Origin of the sequence: Burkholderia sp. Bp8963 (assembly GCF_003854275.1) — a bacterium.
Classification (GTDB): Bacteria; Pseudomonadota; Gammaproteobacteria; order Burkholderiales; family Burkholderiaceae; genus Burkholderia.
The window spans coordinates 14,830-28,361 of record NZ_QTQP01000017.1 but is presented as its reverse complement, the minus strand read 5'-3'; the positions used below and the strand labels follow the sequence as shown (position 1 = coordinate 28,361).

The 13,532-nt window shown below is 67.8% G+C and carries 11 protein-coding genes; 7 read left to right on the top strand and 4 right to left on the bottom strand.

Annotated elements, in window-relative coordinates; all coding sequences use genetic code 11:
- Window positions 1-19: 19 nt before the first annotated feature.
- From DID96_RS16325 to DID96_RS16315, 3 genes are all read right to left on the bottom strand, one after another.
- The gene (locus tag DID96_RS16325) at window positions 20-877 is read right to left on the bottom strand and encodes a carbohydrate ABC transporter permease (RefSeq protein ID WP_124600328.1); all 858 of its coding nucleotides are present in this window, start codon (window positions 875-877) and stop codon (window positions 20-22) included.
- Window positions 867-1,802 (bottom strand): carbohydrate ABC transporter permease, encoded by a 936-nt coding sequence (locus DID96_RS16320; protein WP_124600327.1) that lies wholly within the window; start codon window positions 1,800-1,802, stop codon window positions 867-869. The genes DID96_RS16325 and DID96_RS16320 overlap by 11 nt, the downstream gene beginning before the upstream one ends.
- Window positions 1,803-1,950: 148 nt before the next feature.
- Entirely contained in the window at window positions 1,951-3,198 is a 1,248-nt protein-coding gene (locus DID96_RS16315) for an ABC transporter substrate-binding protein (RefSeq protein ID WP_124600326.1), read from the bottom strand.
- A gap of 438 nt (window positions 3,199-3,636) precedes the next feature.
- On the opposite strand from DID96_RS16315, the gene zwf reads away from it, so the two are divergent.
- The 3 genes from zwf to DID96_RS16300 all read left to right on the top strand — a co-directional run bounded on the left by zwf (window position 3,637) and on the right by DID96_RS16300 (window position 7,772).
- Window positions 3,637-5,106 (top strand): glucose-6-phosphate dehydrogenase, encoded by a 1,470-nt coding sequence (gene zwf / locus DID96_RS16310; RefSeq protein ID WP_124600325.1) that lies wholly within the window; start codon window positions 3,637-3,639, stop codon window positions 5,104-5,106.
- Between the two features lie 79 nt (window positions 5,107-5,185).
- The gene (gene pgl / locus DID96_RS16305; protein WP_124600324.1) at window positions 5,186-5,866 is read left to right on the top strand and encodes a 6-phosphogluconolactonase; all 681 of its coding nucleotides are present in this window, start codon (window positions 5,186-5,188) and stop codon (window positions 5,864-5,866) included.
- Window positions 5,844-7,772 (top strand): bifunctional transcriptional regulator/glucokinase, encoded by a 1,929-nt coding sequence (locus DID96_RS16300; protein WP_124600323.1) that lies wholly within the window; start codon window positions 5,844-5,846, stop codon window positions 7,770-7,772. The genes pgl and DID96_RS16300 overlap by 23 nt, the downstream gene beginning before the upstream one ends.
- Window positions 7,773-7,904: 132 nt before the next feature.
- Here the strand turns inward: DID96_RS16300 and DID96_RS16295 are convergent, their stop codons facing one another.
- Window positions 7,905-9,122, bottom strand: a complete 1,218-nt coding sequence (locus DID96_RS16295; protein WP_124600322.1) for a Bcr/CflA family multidrug efflux MFS transporter — start codon at window positions 9,120-9,122, stop codon at window positions 7,905-7,907.
- A 293-nt stretch (window positions 9,123-9,415) separates the two neighbouring features.
- On the opposite strand from DID96_RS16295, the gene DID96_RS16290 reads away from it, so the two are divergent.
- From DID96_RS16290 to DID96_RS16275, 4 genes are all read left to right on the top strand, one after another.
- A complete protein-coding gene (locus tag DID96_RS16290; protein WP_124600321.1) occupies window positions 9,416-9,868 on the top strand; it encodes a hypothetical protein in 453 nt (150 codons plus the stop codon).
- 232 nt (window positions 9,869-10,100) lie between these two features.
- Complete coding sequence (gene hemL, locus DID96_RS16285) at window positions 10,101-11,384, top strand: glutamate-1-semialdehyde 2,1-aminomutase (RefSeq protein ID WP_124600320.1); 1,284 nt, start codon at window positions 10,101-10,103, stop codon at window positions 11,382-11,384.
- A gap of 15 nt (window positions 11,385-11,399) precedes the next feature.
- Window positions 11,400-12,521, top strand: a complete 1,122-nt coding sequence (gene ribD, locus DID96_RS16280) for a bifunctional diaminohydroxyphosphoribosylaminopyrimidine deaminase/5-amino-6-(5-phosphoribosylamino)uracil reductase RibD (protein ID WP_124600319.1) — start codon at window positions 11,400-11,402, stop codon at window positions 12,519-12,521.
- Window positions 12,522-12,535: 14 nt separating this feature from the next.
- Window positions 12,536-13,171, top strand: a complete 636-nt coding sequence (locus tag DID96_RS16275; protein WP_124600318.1) for a riboflavin synthase — start codon at window positions 12,536-12,538, stop codon at window positions 13,169-13,171.
- Window positions 13,172-13,532: the final 361 nt, after the last annotated feature.

Sequence of the window (13,532 nt, the reverse complement as noted above, 5' to 3'; positions counted from 1 at the left end):
GTCTCGTATAAAACCGCGCTCAGCCCTTCACCGCGCCCGCCGTCAGGCCGCGCACGAAGTAGCGGCCGGCGATCACGTAGACGAGCAGCGTCGGCAGCGCGGCGATGATCGCGCCCGCCATGTCGACGTTGTATTCCTTCACGCCCGTCGACGTGTTGACGAGGTTGTTCAGCGCGACCGTGATCGGCATCGAATCGACGCCGGAGAACACGATCCCGAACAGGAAGTCATTCCAGATCTGCGTGAACTGCCAGATCAGGCACACCATGAAGATCGGCAGCGACACCGGCAGCAGGATCTTCGTGAAGATCGTGAAGAAACCCGCGCCGTCGATGCGCGCGGCCTTCACGAGCTCGGCCGGCACGCTCACGTAGAAGTTGCGGAAGAACATCGTCGTGAATGCGATCCCGTACACGACGTGCACGAACACGAGGCCGGGAATCGTGTTGGCGAGACCGAGCATCCCCTGCAGGCGCGCCATCGGCAGCAGGATCACCTGGAACGGGATGAAGCAGCCGACCAGCATCATCGTGAACAGCGCGTCCGCGCCGCGAAAGCGCCAGTGCGTGAGCACGTAGCCGTTGAACGCGCCGACCAGCGACGAGATCAGCACGGCGGGGATCACCATCTGCAGCGAATTCAGGAAGAACGGCTTCATGCCGTCGCAGCGCACGCCCGTACACGCGCCGCTCCACGCCTTCACCCACGGATCGAGGGTCCAGTGCGACGGCGGCGTCAGCAGGTTGCCGGTGCGCAGCTGGTCGAGATCCTTGAACGACGTCGACAGCATCACGTAGATCGGGAACAGGAAGTACAGCGCGAACAGGATCAGGGCCGCGTAAATGACCGCCCGGCTGATAGTCATCTTAGGCTGCATTGCGGGTGCTCCTCGATTCCATATACATCAGCGGCACCAGCACCGCGACCACGGTCGCGAGCATCATCACCGACGATGCGGCACCGAGGCCGAGCTGGCCGCGGTTGAACGAAAACGTGTACATGAACATCGCCGGCAGCGACGACGACGTGCCTGGCCCGCCCGCCGTCAGCGCGACGACGAGGTCGAAGGTCTTGATCGTGATGTGGCAGAGGATCAGCAGCACCGAGAAGAACACCGGGCGCATGCTCGGGATCACGATCTTGCGGTAGATCGTCGGCAGCGTCGCGCCGTCGACCTGCGCGGCCTTGAAGATCTCGCTGTCGACGCCGCGCAGGCCCGCGAGGAACAGCGCCATCACGAAGCCCGTCGACTGCCACACGGCCGCGATCACGACGCAGAAGATCGCCTTGTCCGGATCGTCGAGCCAGCCGAACGAGAAGCTCGTCCAGCCCCAGTCGTGCATCACCTTCTCGAGGCCGAGGCCGGGGTTCAGGATCCACTGCCACGCGGTGCCCGTCACGATGAACGACAGCGCCATCGGATACAGGAAGATCGCGCGCAGCGCGCCTTCGTTGCGGATCTTCTGGTCGAGCAGGATCGCGAGAAACAGGCCGAGCGCGACGCAGATCGCGATGAACGGAATACCGAACCAGCCGAGGTTCGCGGCGGAGGTCCACCACACGTCGTTCTGGAACAGGTCCGAGTAACGGCCGAAGCCGTCGAATTCATAGTTCGGCAACAGCCGCGAATGGGTCAGCGACAGATAGCCGGTGATCAGGATGAAGCCGTAGATGAACACCACGGCGATCGCCACGCTGGGCGCGAGCACGAGCTTCGGAATCCAGCGGTCGGCGAAGGCCGACATCGGCGACGTGCGCCTGACGGCAGCGCCGGATCCGTTTCCGCTAAGAGGGGCAGCCACTTGATTCGACTCCTGGGACGAAAGTGACGCGGCCCGGCAATCCCGGACCGGCGTCGGGTACGGCGCGGGCCCGGACATCAGGCCCGTTTGCGGCGGATACGAAAACGCCCGGCAGGTGAAAGCGCTGCGGCCGGGCGTTCGTCGCGCGTTACTTCACCTTCGCGGCCTTCGCGAGCGCGGCGACCGCGCTCTTCGAATCCTGCTGCGAGTTCATGAACTTCGTCACGACGTCGGTGATCGCGCCGGCCGTCGCGTCGCTCTGCGCCATCCCGTGCGCGAGCGAAGGCACGAAGCCACCCGACTTGATCGCCGTCTGCTCGTCCGCATACGACTTCTTCGCGCAATCGTCGAACTTGTCCATCTTCACGCCGAGTCGCACCGGCACCGAGCCTTTCAGCAGGCTGAACTGCTCCTGAAAATCCGGCGACATGATGGTCTTCGCGAGTGCAAGCTGGCCCGGCGTCGCGGTGCTCTGGCCCTTCTGCTGGAAGAACACGAACGAATCGACGTTGAACGTGTACGCGTTCGCGGTGCCCGGCACTGCCGCGCAGATGTAGTCCTTGCCCGCCTTCTTGCCCGCGGTCTCGAACTCGCCCTTCGCCCAGTCGCCCATGAACTGCATGCCGGCCTTGCCGTTGATGACCATCGCGGTCGCGAGGTTCCAGTCGCGGCCATTGCGGCCGCTGTCGAAGTAGCCCTGGATCTTGCGCACGGTGTTGAACACGTCGAGCATCTGCGGCGACGTGAGCGTCGCCTGGTCGAGGTCGACGAGCGCCTTCTTGTAGAACGCCGGGCCCTGCGACAGCACGACGTCTTCCCACAGCGTCAGGTCCTGCCACGGCTGGCCGCCCATCGCGACCGGCTGGATGCCCGCGGCCTTCAGCTTGTCGGCGACCGCGAAGAATTCGGGCCAGGTGGCCGGCGCCTTCGCGCCGACCTTGTCGAGCGCGGCCTTGTTGATATAGAGCCAGTTCACGCGGTGCACCGAGAACGGCGCGCCGACGGTGTGGCCCTTGTACTTCATGATCTTGTCGATTTCCGGCGGCAGGTTCTGCTTCCAGTCGCCGGCGGCCTGGTCGATGTTGACGAGCACGCCCTGGTCGGCCCAGTCCTGGATCAGCGGGCCCTTGATCTGCGCGGCCGACGGTGCGTCGCCGCTGATCACCTTGGTCTTCAGCGCGGTCATCGCCGCTGCGCCCGCGCCGCCTGCGACCGCGAAATCCTTCCAGACGTAGCCCTGCTTCTGCAGGTCGTCCTTCAGCACGCCGACGGCCTTCGACTCGCCGCCCGAGGTCCACCAGTGCAGCACCGTCACATTCTCGGCCGCCTGCGCCGCCGCGGCGCCGGCCATCAGACCCGCGGCGCACAGCGCGCCCATGATCGCGCGAACTTTCATTACTTATCTCCTCCAGACTGAATCAACTCGTGTAGTTCCCGATGCGGGAACGGCTTCTTGGTGACGACTGGGAAATCGAGCCGCGAGACGCTGCGCGCGTACGGGGCCGACGACCGGCCGGGCTCTTACAGAAAGCGTGACTTGAGATTCAACGGCGTGTCTCCTCTTGTGTTTCTGGCCCGCCGCGACGCGGTACGAGCCTTGGGGCCGACGACTGGCGCACGATGCGCGTCATCAATGTCCGATACCATTCGGCACATGGCGCTCCCGACGAAGCACGCGCTGTTGCATCGACCGCGCTTCAATTTTTTCTTCGTCCGGGTGCTACCCCTTGCGGCGGATTGTAGTTAAACTACAATTCAGTGTCAAAAATATTTTTATCGCACTACGGCTCGCTTCACAGCTACTGCTTCACAGCACCCAACCGGGCGGAGACACATGCATACCGATTCCAGCTTTACCTTCGTACTTTTCGGCGGCACCGGCGACCTGTCGATGCGCAAGATCCTCCCGGCGCTGTTCGAAGCGCACCGTTCGAACATGCTGGCGGAGAGCGGCAGGATCGTCGCGGTCGCGCGTCACCAGGCCGATCTCGCCGAGTATCTCGAATGGGTCGAGGAACACGTGAAGCCGCACGCGGCGAAGGCGTCGCGCGGTGCGTTCGACGAGGCTGCGTGGAAAAGCTTCGTCGCACGCATCGTGTACGTGAAGCTCGATCTCGGCCGCGCGGAAGACTACGCACTGCTGCGCGACGCGGTCGACCCGTTGTCCGGCATCCGGGTGTTCTATCTCGCGACGGGCCCGTCGCTGTTCGTGCCGATCTGCAAGGCGCTCGCGTCGGTCGGCCTGAACCAGGGCGCGCGCATCGTGCTCGAGAAGCCGCTCGGCTACGACTTGCGCTCGTCGAACGCGATCAACGACGCAGTCGGCGAGATCTTCGCGGAAGACCAGATCTACCGGATCGACCACTATCTCGGCAAGGAGCCCGTGCAGAACCTGCTCGCGCTGCGTTTCGGCAATGCGCTGTTCGAGCCGCTGTGGCGCCGCGAATGGGTCGAGAGCATCCAGATCACGATCGCGGAGGAGCTCGGCGTCGAGGCGCGCGGCGACTTCTACGACAACACCGGCGCGCTGCGCGACATGGTGCAGAATCACCTGCTGCAGTTGCTGTCGATCGTCGCCATGGAGCCGCCGCATTCGATGGATTCGGATTCGGTGCGCGACGAGAAGCTGCGCGTGCTGCGGGCGCTCAAGCCCGTCGATCCGCGCGACATCGGCAAGGTTGCGGTGCGCGGGCAGTATCATGCGGGCGTGATCAAGGGCGCGCAGGTGCCGGCCTATGCCACCGAGCCGGGCGTGAAGCCCGACAGCCCGACCGAGACCTTCGTCGCGCTGAAGGCGGAGATCGAGAACTGGCGCTGGGCCGGCGTGCCGTTCTTCCTGCGCACCGGCAAGCGGCTCGCCGATCGCGTCGCCGAGATCGTCGTGAACTTCCGTCCGGTGCCGCATTCGGCGCTTGGGGCCACGGCGCTGCGCCCCGGCGCGAACCGCCTCGTGATCCGCCTGCAGCCGAACGAGACGATCCGTCTGTACTGCCTCGCGAAGCAGCCCGGCGAAGGGATGAACCTCGCGAGCGTGCACCTCGACCTCGCGTTCGACCAGTTCTTCAAGGAAGGCCAGATGGAGGCGTACCAGCGCCTGTTGCTCGACGTGATCAACGGCCGTCTCGCCCTCTTCGTGCGCCGCGACGAACAGGAAGCCGCGTGGCGCTGGGTCGAACCGATCCTGAACGAATGGGCGCGCTCGCTGAAGCCGCCTAAGCCGTATGCTGCCGGCACGTGGGGGCCGGCCGCGGCAAGCGCGATGCTCGCGCAGCACGGCACCTGCTGGCTCGAAGAAGAGAACTGATGCAAGCGGCGGGCGCGGCATACACGGCGCCCGCCGTCGCCCCACACTATTCAACAGACAATAGCAGTCCGGAGGAGATGTGATCGAGATCCACGCTTTCGACACCCAGGAAGCGCAAAGCCAGGCGCTCGCGCAGGCGGTCGGCGACGCGCTGCGCGCGGTGCTCGCCCGCCCCGCGCGCGCGACGCTCGCGGTGTCCGGCGGCACCAGCCCGCGCCCGTTCCTGCAGACGCTGTCGCACGCGGCGCTCGACTGGTCGCATGTCGACGTCACGCTGGTCGACGACCGCTGGGTGCCGGAAGACGACGCGGCGAGCAACGCGCACCTCGTGCGCGACACGCTGCTGCAGCATGCGGCCGCGCCCGCGGCCTTCCTGCCGCTCGTCGATACGCGCGCCGCGCTCGACGCGCATGTCGCCGCGCTGAACGCGAACCCCGCGCACCGCGTGCCCGACGTCGCGGTGCTCGGGATGGGCGAGGACGGCCACACCGCGTCGATCTTCGCGGACGCGCCCGAATGGGACCACGCGATCGCGACCGCCGAGCGCTTCGTCGCCGTGCATCCGGGCGCGGCGCCCCACGCGCGCGTGAGCTTTTCGCTCGATGCGCTGAAGCGCATCGACCGGCTGTTCCTGCTGATCGCGGGCAGCCGCAAACGCGAGGTGCTCGAGGCCGCCGCCTCGTCGCTGCAGCGCAACGCCATTTCGCAACTGGCCAACGACAAGGGGACTCGACTCGATGTCTACTGGTGCGCAAAGTAAAGTCGCCGCCGCGGGCCAGCATGCCGACGGCCCGCGCCTGCTCGCGGACGTCGGTGGCACCAACGCGCGCTTCGCGCTGGAAACCGGCCCGGGCGAGATCACGCAGATTCGCGTCTACCCTGGCGCCGAGTATCCGACGCTCACCGACGCGATCCGCAAATACCTGAAGGACGTGAAGATCGCCCGCGTGAACCACGCGGCGATCGCGATCGCGAACCCGGTCGACGGCGACCAGGTCACGATGACCAATCACGACTGGAGCTTCTCGATCGAGGCGACGCGCCGCGCGCTCGGCTTCGACACGCTGCTCGTCGTCAATGATTTCACCGCGCTCGCGATGGCGCTGCCGGGCCTGACCGATGCGCAGCGCGTGCAGATCGGCGGCGGCGCGCGCCGCCAGAACAGCGTGATCGGGCTGCTCGGGCCCGGCACGGGGCTCGGCGTGTCGGGGCTGATCCCGGCCGACGACCGCTGGATCGCGCTCGGCAGCGAAGGCGGCCACGCGTCGTTCGCGCCGCAGGACGAGCGCGAGGATCTCGTGCTGCAGTACGCGCGCAAGAAGTTTCCGCACGTGTCGTTCGAACGCGTGTGCGCGGGGCCCGGCATCGAGATCATCTATCGCGCGCTCGCCGCACGCGACAAGAAGCGCGTCGCGACGAACGTCGACACCGCCGAGGTCGTCGAGCGCGCGCATGCGGGCGATGCACTCGCGCTCGAGACGGTCGAATGCTTCTGCGGGATGCTCGGCTCGTTCGCGGGCAGCGTCGCGCTGACGCTCGGCGCGCTCGGCGGCGTGTACATCGGCGGTGGCGTCGCACTGAAGCTCGGCGAACTGTTCACGCGCTCGTCGTTCCGCGCGCGCTTCGAGGCGAAGGGCCGCTTCACGCACTACCTCGAGAACATCCCGACCTACCTGATCACCGCCGAATACCCGGCGTTCCTCGGCGTGTCGGCGATCCTCGCGGAGCAGTTGTCGAACCGCTCGGGCGGCGCGTCGTCGGCCGTGTTCGAGCGGATCCGCCAGATGCGCGACGCGCTGACGCCGGCCGAGCGCCGCGTCGCCGACCTCGCGCTGAACCACCCGCGCTCGATCATCAACGATCCGATCGTCGACATCGCGCGCAAGGCCGACGTCAGCCAGCCGACCGTGATCCGCTTCTGCCGCTCGCTCGGCTGCCAGGGGCTGTCCGACTTCAAGCTGAAGCTCGCAACGGGCCTCACCGGCACGATCCCGATGAGCCACAGCCAGGTGCATCTGGGCGACACCGCGACCGATTTCGGCGCGAAGGTGCTCGACAACACGGTGTCGTCGATCCTGCAACTGCGCGAGCACCTGAACTTCGAGCACGTCGAGAACGCGATCGAGATCCTGAACGGCGCACGGCGCATCGAGTTCTACGGGCTCGGCAACTCGAACATCGTCGCGCAGGACGCGCACTACAAGTTCTTCCGCTTCGGGATCCCGACGATCGCGTACGGCGACCTGTACATGCAGGCCGCGTCGGCCGCGCTGCTCGGCAAGGGCGACGTGATCGTCGCGGTATCGAAGTCGGGCCGCGCGCCCGAACTGCTGCGCGTGCTCGACGTCGCGATGCAGGCCGGCGCGAAGGTGATCGCGATCACGTCGAGCAACACGCCGCTCGCGAAGCGCGCGACCGTCGCGCTCGAGACCGATCACATCGAGATGCGCGAGTCGCAGCTGTCGATGATCTCGCGGATCCTGCATCTGCTGATGATCGACATCCTCGCGGTCGGCGTCGCGATCCGCCGCGCGTCGCCGAATGCGGAGCTGAGCGAGGCCGTCGCGCAGGCGAAGGCGCGCGCGAGCGACGACGAGTCGTCCGACGTGCTCGACTGGCTGAGCCACGGCGCGTCGCCGGCAGCGCGGGACGCGGCGCGGGACTGACGCGCGGCGCCGAAGCGCGGGCAGGCCGCCGGGTGCGCACCCGGCGGCTTCTTTTTCATTGCGACGGCTCTGCAAAACAAAACGCCACCGGCGCAGCGCGCAAGGTGGCGTTTCCTTTTGCGTCGGCCCGATTCAGGCGCCCGCTTTCACCGGCCACCCATGCCAGCGCAGCACGAGATAGCGGCCGACAAAGCACAGCACGCCCGCGATGCCGATCGTCACGCCCATCGCGAACGGCGTGCCGTCCGCAAGTGCGCCGATCGCGACGCTCGCCAGCGCGCCGAGCGCAAGCTGCATCGCGCCGAACACGGCCGCCGACGCGCCCGCGTTGTGCGGATAGCGATGCATCAGGTCGGTCGTGCAGTTCGCGGACAGGATCCCGACCACGCCCACCACGAAGAACAGGCACGCGACGATCGACCACAGCCCGCCCCACCCCGTCAGCGCGACGAGCGCGACCGCGAGCGACGCGATGCTGCTGACGAGCGACGCGGCCGCGATGATGCGCAGCGAGCCGACGCTGCCGACGAGCCGCGTGTTCGCGAAGTTGCCGATCATGATGCCGACGACGTTCAGGCCGAACAGCAACCCGTAGTGCTGCGGCGACACGTGGAAATACTCGATGTAGACGAACGGCGTGGCCGTGATGTACGAGAACATCGCCGCGAACGCCATCCCGCCGCACAGCATGTGCCCCCACGCGACGGGATCGGACAGGATCCGCCCGTACGACGCGAACGACGCGAGCACGGCCGCGCTCTTGCGCCGCTCCTTCGGCCAGGTCTCGGGCACGCGCAGGTACGCGGTGACCGCGCACAGCGCGCCGAATGCGGCGAGCACGACGAACACGCCGCGCCAGCCGGCGAAGCGCAGGATCTGCCCGCCGATCAGCGGCGCGAGCAGCGGCCCGACCGCGGTGACGATCGCGACCATCGACAGCACCTTCGCCGCATCGGTCGGCTCGTGCGCATCGCGCGCGATCGCCCGCGCGAGCACCGACGCGGCGCCCGCGCCGAGCGCCTGCAGGAAGCGCACGACGATCAGCATGTCGATCGAGCCCGCGACGAAGCAGCCGACGCTCGCGAGCGTGAACAGCACGATGCCGCCGAGCAGCACGGGGCGGCGGCCCCACGTGTCGGACAGCGGGCCGTACAGCAGCATGCCGATCGAGAAGCCGGCCATGAAGCTCGTCAGCGTGCGCTGCGCGGCGCCGGGGCTGACGGAGAAGCCGGCCGCGATCGACGGCAGGCTCGGCAGGTACATGTCGGTGGCGATCGGCCCGCAGGCGGCGAGCGCGCCGAGCAACAGGATCAGCCGGGCATCGGGCCGGCGCCGGACGACGTGGGACATGGGAATCCGGAAAAAGGTGCCGGCGCACTTCGGGTCGCGCACACGGCAGTGAGGACAGGGCGGCGGCAGCCGGAGGCGGCGCCGTCGAACATATGATTGTACGCGCAACCGTTTCAGGCGGTCCGCGCCAGAAATCGATGCGCGGTCGATGCGCGGTCGATGCGCGGTCGATGCGCGGTCGATGCGCGGTCGCTGCCGTCCGGCACGGAACGACGCGCCGCGCCGCGCCGCCGTGCGCCGATTGGATTAAGCTTGCTGCCCTTGTCTGAACAATCCTGCTGCCGACCGATCCGATGACCGCCTTCCTGCTGATCTGGAGCCCCAAGAAATGGCCGTGGCCCGAGCTGCCCGACGTCGCCGCGCGCGTGAAGGCCGGCGAGGCCGTGCACGACGTGTGGGGCTGCGGCTTCGCGCGCAGCATCCTGCCGGGCGACCGCGTGTTCCTGCATCGCGTCGCGAAGGAGCCCAAGGGCGTGTTCGGCTCCGGCTACGTGACGCGCGCGCCGTACGAGGTGCCCGATCCATCGACCAAGCGCGGCTACCGCCTGTGCATCGACTTCGTCTACGACTGGCTCGTCGACGGACACCAGGAAGTCGTGATCCCGCGCGACGCGCTGCGCGTCCATCCCTACTCGGTGCAGACGTGGGATGCGCAGACTTCCGGCACGTCAATCAAGCCGATGGTCGAAGGGCCGCTCGAGAAGCGCTGGGCCGAGCTGACCGGCAAGCGCAAGCCGCCGCGCTAGCGCCCGTTCGCACGCACCGCCCCGAGCGCACGCACACCGTTCTCGCGACGCGCGTCCGCCCGTCGCCGCCCTGCCGGCTCCGGAAACCTCCACGCGCCGAATGGACGCAGGCCGCCCACGGGCTTGCCGCGCGCGCCTCCGGTACGTCTCCGGTACAATCGGACGGATCGTTCCGCCCAGGCGCCGCGGCCCGTGCACAGGCCCCCGCGCCGTTCTCTCGCAGGTTTCGCCCATGTCCAACAATCAGATCCTCTTCGAACGCGCCCAGAAAACCATCCCCGGCGGCGTCAACTCGCCGGTTCGCGCGTTCCGTTCGGTCGGCGGCACGCCGCGCTTTGTCGCACGTGCGCAAGGCCCGTATTTCTGGGACGCCGACGGCAAGCAGTACATCGACTACATCGGCTCGTGGGGCCCGATGATCGTCGGCCACGTCCATCCGGAAGTGCTCGCGGCCGTGCAGCGCGTGCTCGCCGACGGCTTCTCGTTCGGCGCGCCGACCGAGGCCGAGATCGAGATCGCCGAGGAAATCTGCAAGCTCGTGCCGTCGATCGAACAGGTGCGGATGGTGTCGAGCGGCACCGAGGCGACGATGAGCGCGCTGCGCCTTGCGCGCGGCTTCACGGGCCGCAGCCGCATCGTCAAGTTCGAGGGCTGCTATCACGGCCACGCGGACAGCCTGCTCGTGAAGGCCGGCTCGGGCCTGCTGACGTTCGGCAACCCGACCTCCGCCGGCGTGCCCGCCGACATCGCGAAGCACACGACCGTGCTCGAATACAACAACGTCGCCGCGCTGGAAGAAGCGTTCGGCGCGTTCGGCGACGAAGTCGCCGCGGTGATCGTCGAGCCGGTCGCCGGCAACATGAACCTCGTGCGCGGCACGCCGGAATTCCTGAACGCGCTGCGCGCGCTGTGTACGAAGCACGGCGCGGTGCTGATCTTCGACGAGGTGATGTGCGGCTTCCGCGTCGCGCTCGGCGGCGCGCAGGCGTACTACGGGATCACCGCCGACCTCACCTGCCTCGGCAAGGTGATCGGCGGCGGGATGCCGGCCGCCGCGTTCGGCGGCCGCCGCGACATCATGGCCCACCTCGCGCCGCTCGGCGGCGTCTACCAGGCCGGCACGCTGTCGGGCAACCCGATCGCGGTCGCCGCGGGCCTGAAGACGCTGCAGCTGATCCAGGCGCCGGGCTTCTACGACGCGCTCACTGCGCAGACCAAGCGCCTGGCCGACGGCCTCGCCGCCGAGGCGCGCGCGGCCGGCGTGCCGTTCGCGGCCGATTCGATCGGCGCGATGTTCGGCCTGTACTTCGCCGAGCGCGTGCCGGCGAGCTTCGCCGAAGTCACGCAGAGCAACATCGAGCGCTTCAACCGCTTCTTCCACCTGATGCTCGACGAGGGCGTCTATTTCGCGCCGTCCGCATACGAAGCCGGCTTCGTGTCGAGCACGCACGACGACGCGGTGATCGACGCGACGCTCGCCGCCGCACGCCGCGCGTTCGCCGCGCTGGCGGCCTGACCCGGGGCCGCGCGGATGTTCTCGGACACCGATTTCGCCCACATGCAGCGCGCGCTCGCGCTGGCCGCGCGCGGGATGTACACGACGACGCCGAACCCGCGCGTTGGCTGCGTGATCGTCAAGGACGGCGACGTGATCGGCGAAGGTTTCACTCAGCCGGCCGGCCAGGATCACGCTGAAGTGCAGGCGCTGAAGAATGCGCGTTCGCGCGGCCACGACGTCGCGGGCGCGACCGTTTACGTAACGCTCGAGCCGTGCAGCCACTTCGGCCGCACGCCGCCGTGCGCGAACGCGCTGATCGACGCGCGCGTCGCGAAGGTCGTCGCCGCGATGGAAGACCCGAATCCGCAGGTGTCGGGGCGCGGCCTCGGCGTGCTGCGCGACGCGGGCATCGACGTGCGTTGCGGGCTGCTCGCGCATGAAGCGGGCGAGCTCAACATCGGCTTCGTGTCGCGGATGACGCGCGGCCGCCCGTGGGTGCGGATGAAGACCGCCGCGTCGCTCGACGGCCGCACCGCGCTGCCGTCCGGCGAGAGCCAGTGGATCACCGGCGACGACGCGCGGCTCGACGGCCATGCGTGGCGCGCGCGCGCGTGCGCGATCCTCACCGGCATCGGCACCGTGCGCGAGGACAACCCGCAACTGACCGTGCGCGGCATCGACACACCGCGCCAGCCGCTGCGCGTGCTGGTCGACAGCCGGCTCGAGCTGCCGCTCGACGCGCACCTACTCGAAGGCGCGCCGCTGCTGATTTTCTGCGGCCGGCTCGACGACGCGGGCGAAGCGCGCGCGACTGCGCTGAAGGCGCGCGGCGCGGAAATCGTGCCGCTGCCGAACGCGTATGGCAAGGTCGACCTGCCGGCGCTGCTGATGACGCTCGGCGCACGCGGCATCAACGAACTGCACGTCGAGGCCGGCCACAAGCTGAACGGCTCGCTGCTGCGCGAGCACTGTGTCGACGAACTGCTGGTCTATCTCGCGCCGAGCCTGCTCGGCGCCGACGCGGCCGGCATGTTCGACCTCGCCGCGCCGGCGAGCCTCGACGCCCGCGCGCGGCTCACGTTTCACCACATCGAGCGGATCGGCGACGATCTGCGGATCCTGGCGCGCTTCGCGCCGCCCACCGCCTCTCATTGAACGGAATCGTCACGATGTTTACCGGAATTGTCGCGGCTGTCGGCCGCATTGAATCGATCGAACCGCTCGGCGCATCGCCCGATGCCGGCGTGCGCCTGGCCGTGCAGGCCGGCGGGCTCGACCTCGCCGACGTCGCGCTCGGCGACAGCATCGCGATCCAGGGCGCGTGCATGACGGTAATCGAGAAGACCGACGCCGGATTCGACGTCGAAGTGTCGCGCGAGAGCCTGAACCGCACGGTCGGTCTCGCGGAGCCCGGCGACGTCAATCTGGAAAAGGCGCTGCGCGCACACGACCGGCTCGGCGGACACATCGTGTCGGGCCACGTCGACGGGCTCGGCACCGTGTCGCACTTCGCGCCGGTCGGCGAGTCGCACGAGCTGCGCATCGTCGCGCCGCGCGAACTCGGCCGCTATCTCGCGTACAAGGGCTCGATCACGGTCAATGGCGTAAGCCTGACCGTCAACGCGGTCACCGACCGCGCCGACGGCTGCGAATTCTCGATCAACCTGATTCCGCATACGGTCGAGGTCACGACGCTGCGCCACCTGAAGGCCGGCAGCCTCGTCAATCTCGAAGTCGACATGATCGCGCGGTACGTCGAAAGGATGCTGTCGACGTCTCAGGATGACCAAAAGCCGTTGAAATAACGCGACTTTCGGCTGATCGGCCATATAGGGTCATCTCGTAGCATCCAGCTTCAGCCAGCTTCAGCCAGTGTTACGTGACGGTATGCTTGACCGCATATCGTCATTTCCGGCGCCAAGTACAGGGTCAAGGCGCCAGAAAGTAGCTTTCCCTGCACGCTCAACCCGGCTGCCTGCCGCGCCGTCTTCTTCCCGAGTAGCCGCTGCAGTTCCTTGATTTCCGTGAAGGCAGCGGCCAGCCCGGATGCAGGCACGACCGATTCACCCCCGCCTTGTCCGCCGTCAGGCGGCCGTCCTGTCTACACAATTACTCCCCCAGCCATCGCGGCTCGAGCCATCCGTGCTTGCCCCCTGCCTCCAGCAC